Source organism: uncultured Bradyrhizobium sp., assembly GCF_936943645.1.
GTDB lineage: Bacteria > Pseudomonadota > Alphaproteobacteria > Rhizobiales > Xanthobacteraceae > Bradyrhizobium.
This window is the reverse complement of sequence record NZ_CAKZJO010000053.1, coordinates 1-17,264: the sequence shown is the minus strand read 5'-3', so window position 1 is coordinate 17,264 and position 17,264 is coordinate 1. Positions and strand designations below refer to the sequence as shown.

The following is a 17,264-nucleotide window of genomic DNA, read 5'->3' as shown; positions in this document are numbered from 1 at the left end:
GCTCATCCCAATGCTCTAATCACGGCATCGGCCCTGGTCACCACCGCAACGTTCTGCATGGCGAAATTGATCGAAGCGTTATGCCAGTCGGCATTCATGGTCGAGCAGCAATCCTCGGGCACGATCATGAAATAGCCCTTGTCGGCCCCTGTCCGCGCCGTATGCTCGACCGACATGTTGGTCCAGGCGCCGGTGTTGATGAGCATGTCGCGGCCGGTCGCTTTGAGGATCGTCTCCAGCCGGGTGCCTTCCCAGGCGCTCATGCGCATCTTCTCGACGACGAAGTCACCGGGCCGTGGCTCCAGGCCGGCGACCGGCGCCGCACCCCAGCTTCCGCGCACCATCGCCTTGCTGTCGACGAGGCCCTCGAACAACGGTGCGTTCAGCGTCACGCCGGGCGCGCCGGGCTCCACGACGAACCAGACATGGATGATGGCGACGCCGCGGGCCCGCGCGGTCTCTGCCAGGCGCCGGACATTCTCGACGACATGCTGTTGCTTTGCATGTCCAGGCGCGCCGGACTCGGCGAAGGCGCCGCCGTCGATGATGACGTCGTTCTGCAGGTCCTGGATGATCATGGCGCAGCGCTGCGGATCAAGCCGCATGTCGCCGTCAGCGAGGATGGGCGCCGCCGGCGCGGCGCTGGCCGCCTGGCCGCCTGCGCTTCGCCGTCCACTCATATAAGGTTCATGCCGCGGGCCGACCTTGGTCGGGATCGCATAGACCGAATGGGTCGAGGTTAGATACAGCGTGCGGAAATCCGGCCCGCCCCAGGCGAGGTTGGCGACCATCTCGGGCAGGCGGACCTTGCCGAGCAGCTCGCCGCGCGACGAATAGACCCAGACGCCGCCGGGCGCGGTGACCCAGATATTGCCGTGCTGATCGCACTTCATGCCGTCGGGCAGGCCGGCTTCGAGCTCGGAGCGAATGCCGCTTGCGAACACCCGCGCATTCGACAGCGTGCCGTCGGCGTTGACGTCGAAGACGCGGATCAGCGCCTGCACGGTGTCGTTGACATAAAGCAGCTTCTCGTCCGGCGAGAAGCACAACCCGTTCGGCTGATCGAACAGACTTCGCTCGACCACGAGCTTAGGCTCGCCGCCGGGCACGAGGCGATAGACGCCCTGGAAGCCGAGCTGGCGTGGCCGCTCGACGCCGTAGACCGGCATGCGGCCGTACCATGGGTCCGAGAAATAGATCGCGCCGGAGGAATGCACGCAGACGTCATTCGGGCTGTTCAGCTCCTGTCCCCCAAAATGCGAGGCCAGCACCTCGCGCCGCCCGTCCGGCCGTTCGCGGATCAGCGACGACGTCGCGTGCTCGCAGACGATCAGGTTGAGCTCGGCATCATAGGTCATGCCGTTGCATTTGTTGGAGGGGCGCTTGACCTCCACGACGCCGCGCCGCGCATCCCAGCGCCGGCGCACGTCGCCCGGCATGTCCGAGAACAGCAGATAGTGATCGACCGGATGCCAGATCGGCCCCTCCGTGAAGTCGAAGCCGGTGCCGACCTGCGCGACCGGCGCATAGGGGTCGATCAAGGTTTCGAATTCGCTTCGCAAGGTGACGTGCGTCATCGGTCGATCCTCGCGTCAAATTATGCCGGGAACCAGTTGCGCGCGGGCAGCGATTGCACGATCGGGCCGGGGACCTGATCGTGCAGGCGTCCGACGACGGTGCCGCCTTCGATCTTGGCGGGACGATCATGCACCGGCAGTAGATAGCGCGAATTGCTGAGGAGCTTCTTGATCGAGGCCTTCTCCGCCCGCTTGCTGGTGCCGTGGTTGCCCGTCGTGCGCGGCTCCCAATCATGGATCTCGTTGAAAGGCGTTACGATCTGGTCGTTGAAATCGTAGATCACGTCGCCGCAGATGGTCGCAATGCCATCGGCGGTCTCGACGATGACGTTCATCGAGCCCTCAGTGTGCGCATTGGCGGCGTCGCAGTAGACGCCGGGCATCAGCTCGATAGGACCGGTGATTTCCAGGTCAAGAAAGCGCAGCGCGCTCTTGGTGTGCAGCCGGTCGATCAGGTGCTTGATGTCGGGGGCGGGATATTGCGGATGCATCAGGCCGGAGACGGAATATTCGAGCTCCTTGCGGTTGAGCACGACGGTCGTGTTCATCGGGAACAGATCGTCCTTGCCGGCATGGTCGATGTGCAGATGTGTGTGGCAGACGAAGCGGACGTCACCCATGCGCACGCCGTGGCGCGCGAGCTGATTCTCGATCATGTTCTCGTGGTACTGCAAGCCCCGCATGCCCAGCGTTTCCATGATCTGGTTGGAGCGGTAGCCGGTGTCGACCACGACCGGATATTTCCCCCCGAGGATCAGAAAGCCGAGGGTGAGGACGCGGCGGGTACGGCCGCAGTCGCGGCCGAGCACCAGAAAGCTCGATTCCAGCTCGATATCGCCGTAGTCCAGGATCTTGATCTCCAGCGCCATTCCTTTCCCTCCCTCATTTCGCTTTCTTGTCTGTCAAAGCCGATAAACGCGCCTCGCCGTCGCCCTGAAGATGGCGTCCTGCTGTTCCGCACTGAACGGCGCGGCGGCGCTGCGAAAAGCCTCCACGAGTTCCCGATAGCTGGTCCACAACTTCTCGATCGGAAAGTTGGAGCCGAACAGGCAGCGCTCGGCGCCGAAGATCGCGACGGTATCCGCGAGCACGGCGGCGATGTGCGCGGGATCGTTGCGATGGATGAAGGTGCCGAGCCCGGAGAGCTTCGAGACCACATTCGGGCAGGCCGCGAGCCGGGCCATGCCGCCGCGCCAGGCGGCGCGGCCGGCAGGCGAGAGATCCTCCAGCATGCCGGCATGCTGGAGGATGAAGGTCACGTCGGGGCAGGCTTCGGCAAGCGCTGCAGCGTCCGCCATCTGCGGGGTGAACACCTGCAGGTCGAAGCTCCAGCCATAGCCGGCGAGACGCGCGATGTTGCGGCGGATCGTTGGATCGGCGCAGAGGTCCGGCCGGGTGGCGAAACGATACAGCGGGTTCTCGTGCCAGTGCAGCTGCATGCGCACGCCCCGCACCAGGGAATAGCGCTTCAGCCGATCGAGCTGTGGGCGGACGTCGTCCACGGCAAAATTGGCATAAGCGACGATCGCGTGCGGCCAGCCGTATTCCTCGGCGGTCCGCTGCACCCACGCGGCCTCGTCCTCGAAACGGTCGTTGGCCCAGTTGGTCTGCACATAGACCGAGCGGGTGACGCCGGTGCCCTTGAGGTCTTCGAGATATTCGGCAATCGGATAGTCGCGCCGGATCGGCTCGTACGGTCCGAAGATGCGGGGCTGCATGGGACCGGTCAGCCAGGGCAGGTCGGCCTGCCGCCAGATGTGATGATGGCCGTCGACAATATCGGTCACGCCGCTCTCCTTCGTCCCAACGCCAGAATATGTGCGACGATCGATGCGCTCGAACCGCCATCCATGAGGTCATCGACGAAGCGCTCGATGGCGACGAGCGCCTCGGTCTGCGGACGGAATCCGGCGCTTGTCGCCAGCGGCGTCAGCCAGCTCAGGCGCCAGGCCCGCCGCGACAGTTTCGCGACGGCGTCGCGAAGCGCATCGGTCTCGCCGCGTTCGAGTCCGTCGGACACGATGACCACGGCGGCACCGCGGGCATAGCCGCCGAAGCGGGGCACCGCGAGGAAGGCTTGGAGCGCGTCGCCGATGCGGGTCCCTCCGTCCCAGTCGCTGACCAGATGCGCGGCGGCGTTCATGGCCTGCTCGCGGCGCTTCAGCCGCAATGGACGCGTGATGCGGGTCAGCCGCGTGCCGAAGGTGAACACCTCGACATTGGGCGCCGCCTGCACCAGCGCATGCGCGAGCTTCATGTTCTCCTCGGTGCGGCTCTTCATCGAGCCGGACACGTCGATCAGCAGCAGCATCTTGCGCGGGCGCTGGCGCCGCTTCATGTGGCCGAGCCGCAGCATCTCGCCGTCGCTGCGGACGCTGTCACGCAAGGTGCGACGCAGATCGGCAAACGGCCCGCGGCGGGCGCGCATGCGGCGATGGCCGCGCCGCCGCGGCAGGCGCCGCGGGGCCTCGCGTGCCAGGCGACGCAGCGCATCGGTCGTGGAAATCTGGGCGAAGCGGCGCTCGACCAGCGCCTCGGTGCGCGTCGCGGTGAGGCCGGACTCGCTGGCGTCATCGGAGAGCAGGGGCTCCTCGTCGCCGCGGCCTTCCTCCTGGAGACGGACCGTCTCGTCGTCCTCTCCATCTTCGGCGTGCTCGATCGCCTCGCTGCCGCGAAAATGAAGGTCGAACAGTCGGTCGAAGGTGGCGCGGCGCTCGGGCGGCGGCGCCAGCGTCGCCAGCGCGGCCTGCCGGATGTGCTCGATCGTGCGGGGGCCGAGCAGCTCGATCGCCGCCAGGAACGTCGTGGTTTGCTCCGGAGCCACAGCAAAGCCGTTCGCGCGCAGCAAGGGAACGAAGGCAACGAAAATGCGCGCGGCGCGCGGAAGCTGCGGCTCGATGGTCATGCCGTCGCCTCCGCGAGCATGGCATCGAGCCGCGGCGAGATGAAGTGCAGATCCTCTTCGTCCTTCAGCGCAACGCCGATCGAGCGCTTGAACGCATCCGGCCAGCGTGCGCCGCCCTTGTGCAGGAGCGTTGCGGCCTCGGCCCAGTCGACGGCCTCGGCGATGCCGGGCGCCTTGCTCAGGGGCTCGCGCCGCAGCTTCTCGACCGCCGCGACGACGGCGCGGGCGGTGGCCTCGGCGACGCTGGATGCGCGCATCATGATGATCCGCGCCTCACGCTCGGCGCTGGGATAGTCGATCCAGTGATAGACGCAGCGGCGGCGCAGGGCCTCGTGCAAGTCGCGGGTCCGGTTCGAGGTCAGCACCACGACGGGACGTTCGGCCGCGCGAACCGTGCCGCGCTCGGGAATCGAGATCTGGAAGTCGGAAAGGAATTCGAGCAGGAAGGCCTCGAACTCCTGATCGGCGCGGTCGATCTCGTCGATCAGCAGCACGGTGGAATCGGGCGCGCGGAGCGCGGCCAGCATGGGACGTTCGATCAGGAAGGTCTCGCCATAGATGTCGATGCTCTCGTCGCCCGCCTGGCGAATTGCCAGCATCTGCCGCGGGTAGTTCCACTCATAGAGCGCGGCAGAGGCGTCGATACCCTCGTAACATTGCAGGCGGATCAGGCGGCGGCCGAGCACGGCAGCGATGGCTTTGGCGGCTTCCGTCTTGCCGACGCCGGGCGCGCCCTCCAGCAGCAAGGGCTTGCCGAGCGCGAGGCTGAGATAGGCTGATGTCGCAAGGCCTTCGTCGGCGAGGTAGTAGGCCGCGCGCAGCGCCTTCTCCAGCGCCTCCGGGCTGTCGATGCCGACGATGTTGCTGCGAACCGCCACTTCCGTTCCTCTAGCGCCGTGCCTGCGGCCGCGCGCCGCCCTGGGCCTTGATCGCGCGCAGCACTTTTTCCGGCGTAATCGGCAGATCGTCGATGCGGACGCCGACGGCGTTGAAGATCGCATTCGCAACGGCCGGTAGCACCGGGTTGGCGCACATCTCACCGGGGCCTTTGGCCCCGAAGGGCCCGTCAGGCGCAGGGCGTTCCAGCACGGCAATGTCGTGCGGGCAGATGTCGCCGGGGCCGGGCATCAGATATTCGACGAAGTCGCGGGGGCCGTGGACGGGGTCGGGATAATAGGGCTCCGGCGTCTCGTAGAGCGCGTGGCTGACGCCCATCCAGGCGCCGCCGACCAACTGCTGCTCGACCAGCCGCGGGTTGAGCGCGCGGCCGAGCTCATAGGCGGAATCCATCCGGACCATCGCGACATCGCCGGTCTCGTCGTCAACCTCGACTTCGGCAACGAGGCTGGCATGGGCGTAACAGGTTGCCGGCGACATCTCACCGGTCTCCGGATCGACGTTGGAGAGGGGAACGAGAAAGATGCCGCGGCCCGAGATGGTCTTGCCTTGCTTGAACTGCGCGGCAATCGCGACATCCTTGGTCGAGATCGAACGGTGCGGCGCGCCCTTGACGTGAATGTTGCCGCGGCCGTCGGTTTCGAGATCGGCGGCGTTGACTTCGAGCTCTTCAGCCGCCGCTTCCATCATCACGCCGCGTGCTTCGCGGGCCGCGGCCATCACGGCGTTGCCGACGCGGTGGGTGCCGCGCGAGGCGAATGAGCCCATGCAATGCGGGCCGGTGTCGGAATCGGCCGTGTCGACATAGACGTCCTCGACCGGAACGCCCAGCGTCTCCGCGCAGATCTGCCGCGTCACCGATTTCATGCCCTGGCCGAGGTCGATCGACGACAAGGCCACCGTGAACTTGCCGCTGGGGTTGGAATGCACCAGCGCTTGGCTCGGATCGCCGCCGAGGTTCATGCCGATGGGATAGTTGATCGATGCCATGCCGCGTCCGCGGTGCCTGGTCATGTCAGCGCCTCCTTGTCCCGAACACGGAAGAGAACCGCGTCGCACCGTGGGACGGCGCGGCCGGGCGTGGCGGGGGAGGCGACGGCGCGGGTGGGGGCGGATCGCGCGGCGGTTCACGGGTGACGGTGGGCGGAAGCCGGTCGTAACTGGTGCGCTGCTGGACCGGCGCGGTCGGCCCCGTGCGCGACGAGTCCGCCGGCGTTGGCGGGATGACTGCACGGCTGCCGCCGCCGTCCTTGCGCGAGGAGGCGCGCCTGAACTCGTCGCGGATCGGCCATTTGGCCTTCTCGGCCGCGACCTGGACGCATTCGATCAGCGCGGTGTTCTTGGCCTCGCGCCGGTGTGCCTTCATGTCGCCGTCGCGATAGGCGTTGAGGATGCGAAACTCCATCGGGTCCATGCCGACGAGGTTGGCGAGCTTGTCCATCTGGCACTCGATGGCAAAATCCATCGCCGTGACGCCGAAGCCGCGCATCGCGGTCGCAGGTGTGCGATTGGTGAAGACGCAATAGACGTCGCCATAGACGTTCGGGATGGTGTAGGGGCCCGGCAGATGCGCGGCGCACTTCACCGCGGCATAGCTCGACAGCCGCGTATAGGCGCCGCTGTCGAAAAAGGCGCGGATCTTGCGTGCGACGATGCGGCCATCGCGCATGACGCCGTCCTTGATGTAGATGCGCTCGGCGCCACGCGGCGGGCCGTACTGCATTTCCTCCTCGCGCCCGAACACGTATCGGACGGGGCGCCCGGTCAGCATCGCGCCGAGGATGGCGAGTGGCTCGGTCAGCGTGTCCACCTTGCCGCCGAAACCACCACCCACGGTACCGCCGATGAAGTGGAACGTGTTCGAGGGCACGTCCAAGATCTTGGCGCAGGTGTCGACCGAGAAGAACAACGCCTGGGTCGAGGTGTAAACAACGTAGCGGCCGTTGGTGTCGGGCGCTGCAATGGCCCCGTTGGTCTCCGTGGGCGCGTGCTCGATCGGCGACATCTGGTAGCGCTGTTCGAGAACGTGATCGGCGGCGGCGAGCGCGGCATCGGCGTCGCCGAAGCGCAGGCGCTGATGATCGTAGACGTCGTGATAGATGAAGGCGTTCTTCGGATAGGTCTCGTTGACCACGGGCGCGCCGGGCTTCAGCGCGTCCTCGACGTCGAACACGGCCGGGAGCGGCTCGTAGTCGACCTTGACCTTCGCGATGGCCTCGAACGCCTCGCGCTCGCTGTCGGCGACGATGGCAAGGATCGGCTCGCCCTTGTAGTGGACCTTGTCCACCGCCAGCGACGGCTCGTCGTCCTTGCCGAAATTGATCAGGCTGAGCAGCGTGTTGAGATTGACCGGCACGTCGGTGCCGCGGATGATCCGGCGCACGCCGGCCGAGCGCTCGGCCTCCGTGGTATCGATGCGGCGGATCCTTGCATGCGCCTGGGTCGAGCGCACGACCTTCAGATGCAGCATGCCTTGCAGCTTGTGGTCGTTGAAGTAGCTCGAGGTGCCCGTGACATGGCCGAGCATGTCCTGGCGCTGGGTGCCCTTGCCGATCTCCTTCAGATTGTCGTCGCGCTCGTCGGCGAAAATGTCCTTGCGCAGTTCCAGCATGGTCGCGGTCCCTTACGCGCTGACCTGGCCGCCGGCGGCGGCGAGGATGGCGTTGATAATCGGCTCGTAGCCGGTGCACCGGCAGATGTTGCCGGAGATCGCCTCGATGACCTCGTCGCGGCTCGGCGAGGGGTTGCGGTCGAGCAGCGCCTTGGCGGCCATCAGCATGCCCGGCGTGCAATAGCCGCACTGGGCGGCAAAATTGTCGGCGAAGGCGCGCTGTAGCGGGTGCAGGTTGGGGCCCTGCTTCATGCCGTCGAGCGTCTCGATGGACCTGCCGGCGACAGTCTCCGCCAATGTCAGGCAGGAGAGGTGGAGTTCGCCGTCAACAAGCACGCTGCAACTGCCGCAGCCGCCCTGGCCGCAGCCGAATTTCGGCGTCATGTCGCCGATCAGCTCGCGCAGCGCGACCAGCAGATTGGTGCCGCCATCGACGAAGATCGCGACGTCGCGGCCGTTGTGTCGAAATTGCAGAGGTATCTTGGACATGGGCTCTATTCCTGTCCCGACAGCAGGCGCCGCAGATGGACGCCGACGATCTCGCGGCGATACCAGGCGCTGCCGAGCGCGCTATCGGATGGCGATGTCCCCTCAGTCGCCGCGGATGCGGCGGCCGCGATGGTTGCGGCGTCCAGCGAGCGGCCCTCCAGCGCGCGTTCGGCGGCGCGGGCGCGGATCTGTGTCGGGGCCATCGAGCCCAGCGCGATCCGGGCGCCCGCAATCCGTCCGCCGCTGATCGGCAGATGCGCCGCAAGGGTGATGACAGAGCCGCCCTTCGGCTTGATCCGAGCGATCTTGCGATAGCGGAACGCCACGCTGCTCGCTGGCCTGGTGCAGGACACCGACAGCACGAGTGTTCCGGCCTGACGTTCGCGCGCCTGCAGGAACTCCTCGATCGGGATGTCGCGTGAACCAAAGCCGCCGGCGACGGCGACGGTGGCGTCGAGCGCCAGCAGCGCCACGGTGAAATCGCCATAGGGACTGGGCGCGAAGAGGTTGCCGCCGACCGTGCCCATGTTACGCACGGCGGGACCGCCGATCGACCGGGCAGGGGCATGCAGGAAGCCGAGTTCCCGTTCGGCGAGAACGCGTGCGAAGGTGACGCCAGCGCCGAGCGTGATGCGGGGCCCCGATGCATCGATCCGGGTCAGCGCCTGGTCCTGAGCGCGAACGACGGTCGAAATCGTAACGTCACCCTCGTTCAGCGCCCGCATCACCAGCGTGCCGCCGCCGAGATAGCGCGCGCTGCGGTCCGAAGACAACGCCCCGGCCGCCTCGCTGGCGCTTGCAAACGTCTTGACTGTTACGGCCATGATGATGCGGCCTCCTTCAGATGTCGACGGATCGCCTCGAAACCGGCCTGATAGATGTCTTCGGCGACCATGTGGGTCATGCGGTCGCTATCCTCAGGCTTGGTGGTGAAACGGGATTCCCAGTGCCAGAAGGTACGGTCGCCGTCGGTGACCGGCAGCAGCCGGACATGGGCGACGTAGTTGAACATGGGAACCGGCGTATCGAGCAGGCAATAGCTGAAGGACTGTTCCAGGTCCGACAACGCCAGCAATTGCTCGCGCAGCTCGGCGCCGTCGTTGAGCTTGAACCGCCTGACGCAACCGATCTTGTCGGAAGACTGCGCGCGTTCGATCGAGGAGGTCGCAACAGCCGGATGCCAGCGATCGTGCCCGTTGAAGTCGCGCAGAACGGTCCATACTGCGTCGGTCGGTGCGTCCAGGATCGTGCTCTTGACGATATGCGGCACGGTTAACCTCCGAACACGCGTTTCAGTGCGTCGAACCCGCCCTGGAATACGCCGCCGCCGATATTGCTGACCAATTCGGTCTCTCGCTCCGGAGCGCAGTCGAATTCGGCAGTCCATTCCATGAAGGTCTGGTCGCCGTCGGTGACGGGAGTCAGCCGCAAGGTTGCGACATAGTTCTCGACGCCCATAGGGGATTCCAAGATCGAATAGGTGCAGAACATGTCGTAGTCGGAGAGGCCCAACAGCTTCTCGCGGATGCGGTCGCCGTTGCGCAGGCGGAAATCCCTGACACAGCCGATCTTGTCCGAGGGCTCGCCGCCCTCGATGCGGCTTTCGGCGATCGCCGGATGCCAGTTCGGTAGGCCGTTGAAATCGCGCACGCGCGCCCAGACGCGGTCGTTGCGGGCATTGACGACGGTTGAGACGTAGACGCGGGCCATGGCTCAGACCTCAGCTCTTCTTCCGCGGCCCGCGCTCGGCCGGCGGCTCGCCACCTTCGGCCGCAGGCGGGGAGGCGGCCGGCTTGTCGCCGCTACCTCCGCCACCTCCGCTCTTACGCGCGGAGTCCTTGATGCCCTGCATGTCGCGCGCTTCGCGGATCAGGCCCGGCATCTTGGCGAGGCTGCCGCCTTCGACGCCGATATCGGACAGGATGGAGTCGATCAGCGGCGCCTGGACGCGATAACGCAGGGCGGAGTCGATGACCTCGTCCGTGGCGCTGCGGCCGCCATTGCCACCATTCCCGTTGCCGTTGAGGCCGTCGACCTGGAGGATGCGGATGCCCTCGATCTTCTCCATCGGCTTCACGCTCTCGCGCACGATGCCCTCGATCCGGTCGAGCAGCTTTCTGCGGAACAGCGAGTAACGCGCCTGGTCGGTCAGCACGTTCTCGGCCTCGTTGAGCATCCGCTGCGCCTCGGCCTCCACGGCGGCGCGCACGCGTTCGGCCTCGGCCGCAATCCGGGTCTCCTCAGCCTGCTTCTCGGCGAGCAACACCTCCACCGTCTTGCGCCGTTTTGCAATTTCGCTCTCGCGCGCGGTGACGACGCGTTCGGCCGCCTCCGTGGCCCGTATCCGGGCTTCCTCAGCGGCGGCGCGGGCGGCGGACTCCTCCAGCGATTTCTGATGGATGGCGATGGCCTTCTCCATCAGGACCGTCTCGACCTCCTTCTCGCGGTTGACCTCGAGCTTGCGCAGCTCGCGCTCGCGGCCGATGCGGGCCTCGTCGAGCCCGCGGTCGGATGCGATGCGCGCGCGCTCGACCTCCTCGCGGGAGGCGATCTCGGCCTCCTGCAGCGACTGGACACGAGCAACCTCGAGCTGTTCGATGGCACGCCGCCGCTCGATCCGGGCGGCCTCCAGTGCCTGCTCACGCGAGACGTCGGTGGTCTCGACCTCCTTGCGCGCGACGATCTCGGCCTGCCGGACCTGGCGGTCGGCATCGATCCGCTCGGACTTCTTGGTCGACAACGCGATGACGCGGTCTTCATCGGCGATCTCGATCGCCTTCTTCTGCTCGATATTGAGCACCTCGCGCTTCTTGGACGAATTGATCCGCTCGGCTTCGAGGGCCAGATCGACCACGATGCGCTGGCGTTCGATGGCGTCGCGTCGCTTCAACTCCGCCGCTTCCAGAATGCCAGTGCGTTCGATTTCCAGCGAACGCGTATCGCGTTCAGCCTGGATCCGCTCGGCTGCGACCGCTCTCTCCTGGGCGATACGTGCCGCCTCGATGGCCTCGCGGGAGGCGATGTCGGCTTCCTCGACGGCGCGGTTGCGGGCGATTTCCAGCGAGCGCACGCGCTCCTCCTGGGCGATGCGGCTGGCCTCCGTGGTCTCGCGCGCGGCGATGCCGGCGACATCAAGCGTCTGGTTGCGCTCGATCTCCAGTTGCCGCGTGTTCTGTTCGGCGGCGATGCGCTCGGCGGCGAGCGTTCGCTCGCGGCCGATGCGGGCGGCCTCGACCGCGCGCTGCGCCTCGATCTCCGCCTCCTGGATGGTGCGGACCTGCTGGATCTCCAGCGCGCGGGTGCGCTCGTCGGAGGAGATGCGTTCAACGTTGACAATCAGCGTCTGGGCGATGCGGGCCTTTTCGGTCGCCTCGCGCGCGGCGATCTCGGCCTCGTCCACGGCGCGCGTGCGCTCGATCTCGCGGCGCCGCGTCTCCTCTTCGTTGGCGATGCGCGCGTCGGTGACGACGCGGTCCTGCTGGATCCGGGCCTTTTCGATCGCCTCGCGGGCGGCGATCTCGGCTTCCTCGACGGTGCGCATCCGCTCGATCTCGCGCTGGCGCACCTCCCGTTCGGACGCAATCCGCGTGGTGTCGATCGAACGCTGGTTGGCGATCCTTGTTTTTTCGATCTCCTCGCGCGCCAGCAGCTCCTTCTCCTCAATGGTGCGGGTGCGCTCGATCTCCTTCTGGCGGGTCTCGCGCTCCGAGGCGATGCGGGCTTCGGCGATCGCCTGGTCATTGGCGATGCGGGCGCGCTCGATCGCCTCGCGGGCGGAGATCTGCGCCTGCTCGGCCTCGGTCTCGCGCAGGGCGCGCTCGCGGGCGACTTCCGTCCGCTGGAGGGCGCGGCGCATCTCGATGTCGCGCTCCTGCTCCAGGCGCGCGGTCTCGCTCTCGCGCTCGATCTCGAGCGCCTGCCGCTCGGCTTCCAGGTTGCGGGTGCGGATCTTGATCATCGAGTCCTGCTCGATGTCATTGCGCAATTTCCGCTTGGCCTCGATGTCCTGCATCAATTGGGTCAGGCCTTCGGCGTCGAAGCGGTTCGAGGGATTGAAGAACTCGAGGTCGGTCTGGTCGAGATCGGTGATCGCGACGGATTCGAGCTCGAGGCCGTTCTGCGCAAGTGCCTCCGCCGCATTGGTCTTGACCCGCGCGACATAGTCGCCGCGGCGCTCGTGCATCTCCTCCATGGTCATCTCGGAGGCGACCGAGCGGATCGCGGAGATGAACTTGCCTGCCAGCAGCGCATGGAGCTGACCGGGCTCCATGGTGCGGCGGCCGAGCGTCGCTGCCGCGATCGAGACGGCCTCACGGGTCGGCTGCACCCGGACGTAGAAGTCGGCCTCGATGTCGACGCGCATGCGGTCGCGGGTGATCACGGCGTCCTGCCTGGAGCGCACGATGCCCATGGGCAGCACGTTCATGTTGACCGGCGTGTAGTCGTGGATGAACGGCAGCACGAAGGCGCCGCCATTGATCACCACGCGCTCGCCGAGGAAGCCGGTCCGGACGAACGACGTCTCCTTGGAGGAGCGATGATAGAGCCAGTTCACGATGTAGACGCCGACGACGATCACGACGATCGCGACGATCAGCCAGAGGATCAATTCACCGACCAGCATCCCTGACATCTTTCCCTCCCTCGAACCTATCAGGCGTTATCGCGCGCCGATCGCCTTGAATTGACGTACCTGTTCAGTCAGCGCCCGCTCCACGGGAAGCCGCTCCATCGAGGACGCGCCGTAGAAGCCGTGGCAATGGCGGGTGTTCTTCATGATGAAATCGGCATCGGTGGGATCCGCGATCGGGCCGCCATGCGCCAGCACCAGGATCTCAGGATTGACGCTGAGCGCAGCCGAAGCCCATGTGTCGATCCGCGCCGGACAGTCCTTCAGCTTCGGCGCGGTCTGCGCGCCGATCGATCCACCTGTCGTCAGGCCCATGTGACAGACGATGATATCGGCGCCGGCGATCGCCATCGCGGCGGCCTCCTTCTCGCTGAAGACGTAGGGTGTCGTCAGCATGTCCTTGTCGTGCGCCTTGGCGATCATGTCGATCTCCAGCGCGTAGGACATGCCGGTCTCTTCCAGATTGGCGCGGAAGATGCCGTCGATGAGCCCGACGGTCGGGAAGTTCTGCACGCCTGCGAAACCCAGCGCTTTGAGCTGGTCGAGAAACACGTCCATGTCCCGAAACGGATCGGTGCCGTTGACGCCCGCAAGCACCGGGGTCCGGGCCACCACGGGCAATACTTCGTTCGCCATCTCGAGCACGATGGCGTTGGCATCGCCGTAAGCCATCAGGCCCGCGAGCGAGCCGCGGCCGGCCATCCGATAGCGACCGGAATTGTAGATCACGATGAGATCGACGCCGCCGGCCTCCTCGCATTTGGCCGACAGGCCCGTGCCGGCGCCGCCGCCGACGATCGGCTCGCCGCGCCGCGCCATGTCGCGGAACTTCTTCAGGAGGGCTGCGCGTTCAAACCTGGCCATCGGTCACCTCGCTTGTCTCCGCCGCGCGCCGGTGCGGCCGAGCAGGGTTCGGAATGCACTGACGATGGCGGCGGCGAAGTCGGGATCGTTGATGTTCTTGGGGGTGCGGATGAGCTGGCGGTTGCCGGTCTGCCGCACGGTGCGCTCCAGCGTGCGGAACAGCGCGGCGTCGGCATCCGGGTCCCAGAACGGCTGGCCCCGCGCGTCGAGTGCGGAGACGCCGCCCTCGGGCAGGAAGAAGCGCACCGGGCCGTCCATCTGGTTGAGCCGCTCGCCAATCCAGCGGCCCATGCGCTCGTTCTCTTCCACGGTGGTCCGCATCAACGTCACCTGCGGATTGTGGACGTGGAATTTGCGGCCTCGGTAGCGCTCGGGAATGGTCTCGGGCGCGCCGAAATTGACCATGTCGAGGGCGCCGACCGAGCCGACATAGGGGATGCGCGTGCGGATGATCGCACCGAAGCGGTCCTCCGTCGCCGGAAACACGCCACCCATCAGGAGATCGCAGACCTCTGTCGTGGTGAGGTCTATGATTCCGGCGAGCTGGCCGGACTCGACGAGTTTTTCCATGGAACGGCCACCGACGCCGGTGGCGTGGAAGACCAGGCATTCGAAATCGTCGCGCAGGTCGGCGGCGATGTTCTGCACGGCGGGTGTCGTCACGCCGAACATGGTGATCCCGACCGCAGGCAGGCCGTCGGCCTCGCGCGCCGTCGCGGCACGGGCATCGAGCCGCGCCTTGACCATGCCGGCCAGCGCATTGGCGCCGTTGGCCAGCACAGCGCGCGAGATCGAGTTCAGGCCCTGCACGTCGGTGACGGAGTGCATCATCGTGATGTCGGCAGGGCCGACATAGGGCCCGACGTCGCCGGAGGCGACGGAGGAGACGATCAGCTTGGGCACGCCGACGGGGAGGGTGCGCATCCCCGGGGCAACCAGCGACGCCGCGCCCGAGCCGCCCGCCGAGATCACGCCGGCGACATTGCCCTGGCGCCGCAACCAGCTGGCGAACGCATCGGCCATCGCCGTCACCGCGACGCCGCGATCGGGGCCGAACACGGCGGAGCCGCCGCGACCGTGGTTCAGCGCGATCTCCTGCGCGGAGACATCGCAGCTGGAATGCTTGCCGCTGGTCGAGACGTCGACCAACCGGGTGCGCAGGCCGCTTTCGGCGATGATGTCGCGGATGAAGCGCAGCTCGAGGCCCTTGGTGTCGAGCGTGCCGACGACCAGCACGACGGGCGGGCCGGCGGGCTGCGCCGCGGCCGGCTCGCGCTTGCGCCGGGCCGTCTCGTCGAGCCGCGAGACCTGCGTCGATAGAGTGCGGGCTGCGGCCTCGATGCGGGCGATCGGCACCGGCTGCGACCACCTTGTCGGGAGCGTCGGGTTGGAGACGTAAATGCGGATCGGGCCGTCGCGGCGCGGCGCCGGCGCGGGCTTTCTTGTCTCCGGGCCGGACTCGGCGGCGCCGATGTCAGGCTCGAGCTCGGCGTGAAGGCCGACGCCGAGCAGGCGCTGCTGCAGGTCGCGGTCGGCGGCGAGGCGGGCGGAGTCGATGATGCGGTTGATGCGGCCGTTCACCATGATCGCGACGTTGCGAGAGACCGCGGTGGCGACACCGATGTTCTGCTCGATCACGAGCACGGACATGTCCTCGTCCTCGCCGAGTCGCAGCAGCATCTCCTCGACCTGCGCCACGATGACGGGCGCGAGGCCCTCGGTCGGCTCGTCCATGATCAACAGATTCGGATTGGTGAGCAGCGCGCGCGAGATCGCCAGCATCTGCTGCTCGCCGCCGGAGAGCTGGCCGCCGCCATGATCCTTGCGCTCGGCAAGGCGCGGGAAGGTGTCGTAGATGCGCTCGGCCGTCCAGGCTCCGCTGCGCATTCCGCCGGCCAGCCGCAAATGCTCGTCGACGCTGAGCGAGCGCCAGAGCCGGCGGCCCTGCGGCACATAGGCCACGCCGAGGCGATGGATTTCGTGCGGCTCGAGGCTGGAAATCTCGCGGCCATTGAAGCGGATCGAGCCGCCGCGGGCGCGCTTCAGGCCGGTGATCGTGTTGCAGAGCGTGGTCTTGCCCATGCCGTTGCGGCCGACGACCGAAAGCACGCCGGCTTCGAGCGAAAGCGACACGCCCTGCAGCGCATGGCTTTCGCCATAATAGACCTGCAGGTCGTCGATACGGAGCACATGTTTGGCACCGCGCTCAGCCATGCTTGCCCCCGAGATAGATTTCCTGCACTTCAGGGTCGTTCTCGATCTCGCGCGGCGTGCCTTCCTTGAAGAGACGGCCATTGTGCATCATCGACACATATTCGGAGACGCGCAGCGCGACGTCGAGATCGTGCTCGATGATGATATAGCCGATATGTTTCGGCAGTGCATTGAGGATGGCGATCAGGTCGCGGCGCTCAGTGGGCGACAGGCCGGCGGCGGGCTCGTCGAACAGGATGAAGCGCGGCGCGCCGGCCAGCGCCATGGCGATTTCGAGCTGGCGCTGCTGGCCGTGGCTGAGTTCGCGCACCAGCGTGTCGCCATAGGGTTCGAGATGCACGGCATGCAGGATGGATATCGCCTGCGCCATGTTGACGTCGCGCTCGCCCGGCCGGGTCAGCGCGAAGCGCTTGCGCGAGACGCCGCGGCAGGAAAGAAAGATGTTTTCCAGCACGGTGAGACCGCCGAACAGCTGCGAGATCTGGTAGGTGCGGCGCAGGCCCCGGCGGATGCGCTCATGCGGCGGCATGTCGGTGATATCCTCGCCGAAGAAGCGGATCGAGCCTCGGGTCGGCAGGAAATCGCCGGTAATGGCGTTGAACAGCGTGGTCTTGCCCGCGCCGTTTGAGCCGAGGACCGCGCGCCGCTCGCCAGCCGCGATCCTCATATTGATGCCCGAGAGCGCCACCAGTGCCCCGAAATGACGCGCGATGTCGCTGAGTTCCAGCGCATAGGCGCCGGTATCCTGCAAACGCGGTACAATATTGCTTTCGACCACTGGCGACGTCCTTGGCTTCCTTGTTGACGCAATTCCGGACGGAATACCGCTACGCACTTTTCCTGGAATTGCTTATGCGGATTACGGGCAGCTCGGATTGTCGCGGCCGACCGTGCCGAGCGCCAGGAAATCCTTTTCGGGAATGCCGAGCGTCTGGTTGACCTGTGGCACGACCTTGACGAGCTTGTTGAGCAGCGTGCCGTCCGGAGCCGCACTGACTTCGGTGAGGAAGATATCGGCAATCGCCTCGCGGTTCTTGTCGAGCGAGACCTTGCCGGTCGGCGTGTCGAAGGAGAGGC

General features: G+C 66.6%; 15 protein-coding genes and 1 pseudogene. All 16 read right to left on the bottom strand.

The window, feature by feature from the left end:
* Positions 1 to 2: 2 nt before the first annotated feature.
* Complete coding sequence (locus Q0743_RS12045; protein ID WP_298241746.1) at positions 3 to 1,577, bottom strand: isochorismatase family protein; 1,575 nt, start codon at positions 1,575 to 1,577, stop codon at positions 3 to 5.
* A 20-nt stretch (positions 1,578 to 1,597) separates the two neighbouring features.
* Positions 1,598 to 2,446 (bottom strand): N-acyl homoserine lactonase family protein, encoded by an 849-nt coding sequence (locus Q0743_RS12040; protein WP_298241745.1) that lies wholly within the window; start codon positions 2,444 to 2,446, stop codon positions 1,598 to 1,600.
* 33 nt (positions 2,447 to 2,479) lie between these two features.
* Complete coding sequence (locus tag Q0743_RS12035; RefSeq protein WP_298241744.1) at positions 2,480 to 3,364, bottom strand: amidohydrolase; 885 nt, start codon at positions 3,362 to 3,364, stop codon at positions 2,480 to 2,482.
* Complete coding sequence (locus Q0743_RS12030; protein WP_298241743.1) at positions 3,361 to 4,482, bottom strand: VWA domain-containing protein; 1,122 nt, start codon at positions 4,480 to 4,482, stop codon at positions 3,361 to 3,363. The genes Q0743_RS12035 and Q0743_RS12030 overlap by 4 nt, the downstream gene beginning before the upstream one ends.
* A complete protein-coding gene (locus Q0743_RS12025) occupies positions 4,479 to 5,360 on the bottom strand; it encodes a MoxR family ATPase (protein ID WP_298241742.1) in 882 nt (293 codons plus the stop codon). Before Q0743_RS12025 ends, Q0743_RS12030 begins: the two co-directional genes overlap by 4 nt.
* 10 nt (positions 5,361 to 5,370) lie before the next feature.
* Positions 5,371 to 6,393 (bottom strand): molybdopterin cofactor-binding domain-containing protein, encoded by a 1,023-nt coding sequence (locus Q0743_RS12020; protein ID WP_298241741.1) that lies wholly within the window; start codon positions 6,391 to 6,393, stop codon positions 5,371 to 5,373.
* Between the two features lies 1 nt (position 6,394).
* Positions 6,395 to 7,990 (bottom strand): molybdopterin cofactor-binding domain-containing protein, encoded by a 1,596-nt coding sequence (locus tag Q0743_RS12015; protein ID WP_298241740.1) that lies wholly within the window; start codon positions 7,988 to 7,990, stop codon positions 6,395 to 6,397.
* A 12-nt stretch (positions 7,991 to 8,002) separates the two neighbouring features.
* Complete coding sequence (locus Q0743_RS12010) at positions 8,003 to 8,479, bottom strand: (2Fe-2S)-binding protein (RefSeq protein ID WP_298241739.1); 477 nt, start codon at positions 8,477 to 8,479, stop codon at positions 8,003 to 8,005.
* Positions 8,480 to 8,484: 5 nt separating this feature from the next.
* Entirely contained in the window at positions 8,485 to 9,303 is an 819-nt protein-coding gene (locus tag Q0743_RS12005) for an FAD binding domain-containing protein (protein WP_298241738.1), read from the bottom strand.
* Positions 9,294 to 9,749, bottom strand: a complete 456-nt coding sequence (locus Q0743_RS12000) for an SRPBCC family protein (protein ID WP_298241737.1) — start codon at positions 9,747 to 9,749, stop codon at positions 9,294 to 9,296. Before Q0743_RS12000 ends, Q0743_RS12005 begins: the two co-directional genes overlap by 10 nt.
* A 2-nt stretch (positions 9,750 to 9,751) precedes the next feature.
* A complete protein-coding gene (locus Q0743_RS11995; RefSeq protein ID WP_018643039.1) occupies positions 9,752 to 10,189 on the bottom strand; it encodes an SRPBCC family protein in 438 nt (145 codons plus the stop codon).
* A 10-nt stretch (positions 10,190 to 10,199) separates the two neighbouring features.
* The gene (locus Q0743_RS11990) at positions 10,200 to 13,112 is read right to left on the bottom strand and encodes a flotillin family protein (RefSeq protein WP_298241736.1); all 2,913 of its coding nucleotides are present in this window, start codon (positions 13,110 to 13,112) and stop codon (positions 10,200 to 10,202) included.
* Between the two features lie 27 nt (positions 13,113 to 13,139).
* On the bottom strand, positions 13,140 to 13,973 hold the full coding sequence (locus Q0743_RS11985) for a phosphoenolpyruvate hydrolase family protein (RefSeq protein ID WP_298241735.1): 834 nt from the start codon (positions 13,971 to 13,973) through the stop codon (positions 13,140 to 13,142).
* 3 nt (positions 13,974 to 13,976) lie between these two features.
* Positions 13,977 to 16,187, bottom strand: a complete 2,211-nt coding sequence (locus Q0743_RS11980; RefSeq protein ID WP_298241734.1) for an ABC transporter permease — start codon at positions 16,185 to 16,187, stop codon at positions 13,977 to 13,979.
* Positions 16,180 to 16,965, bottom strand: a complete 786-nt coding sequence (locus tag Q0743_RS11975) for an ABC transporter ATP-binding protein (protein WP_298241733.1) — start codon at positions 16,963 to 16,965, stop codon at positions 16,180 to 16,182. Before Q0743_RS11975 ends, Q0743_RS11980 begins: the two co-directional genes overlap by 8 nt.
* A gap of 81 nt (positions 16,966 to 17,046) precedes the next feature.
* Positions 17,047 to 17,264 (bottom strand): annotated as a pseudogene (locus Q0743_RS11970) (ABC transporter substrate-binding protein); the annotation flags it as partial.

Excerpts from the sequence above, each read along its gene's own strand:
- Q0743_RS11985 (WP_298241735.1), bottom strand. The coding sequence starts at position 13,973 with ATGGCCAGGTTTGAACGCGCAGCCCTCCTGAAGAAGTTCCGCGACATG.
- Q0743_RS11990 (WP_298241736.1), bottom strand. The coding sequence starts at position 13,112 with ATGTCAGGGATGCTGGTCGGTGAATTGATCCTCTGGCTGATCGTCGCG.
- Q0743_RS12030 (WP_298241743.1), bottom strand. The coding sequence starts at position 4,482 with ATGACCATCGAGCCGCAGCTTCCGCGCGCCGCGCGCATTTTCGTTGCC.
- Q0743_RS12005 (WP_298241738.1), bottom strand. The coding sequence starts at position 9,303 with ATGGCCGTAACAGTCAAGACGTTTGCAAGCGCCAGCGAGGCGGCCGGG.
- Q0743_RS12020 (WP_298241741.1), bottom strand. The coding sequence starts at position 6,393 with ATGACCAGGCACCGCGGACGCGGCATGGCATCGATCAACTATCCCATC.
- Q0743_RS12010 (WP_298241739.1), bottom strand. The coding sequence starts at position 8,479 with ATGTCCAAGATACCTCTGCAATTTCGACACAACGGCCGCGACGTCGCG.
- Q0743_RS12015 (WP_298241740.1), bottom strand. The coding sequence starts at position 7,990 with ATGCTGGAACTGCGCAAGGACATTTTCGCCGACGAGCGCGACGACAAT.
- Q0743_RS11995 (WP_018643039.1), bottom strand. The coding sequence starts at position 10,189 with ATGGCCCGCGTCTACGTCTCAACCGTCGTCAATGCCCGCAACGACCGC.
- Q0743_RS12045 (WP_298241746.1), bottom strand. The coding sequence starts at position 1,577 with ATGACGCACGTCACCTTGCGAAGCGAATTCGAAACCTTGATCGACCCC.
- Q0743_RS11980 (WP_298241734.1), bottom strand. The coding sequence starts at position 16,187 with ATGGCTGAGCGCGGTGCCAAACATGTGCTCCGTATCGACGACCTGCAG.
- Q0743_RS12040 (WP_298241745.1), bottom strand. The coding sequence starts at position 2,446 with ATGGCGCTGGAGATCAAGATCCTGGACTACGGCGATATCGAGCTGGAA.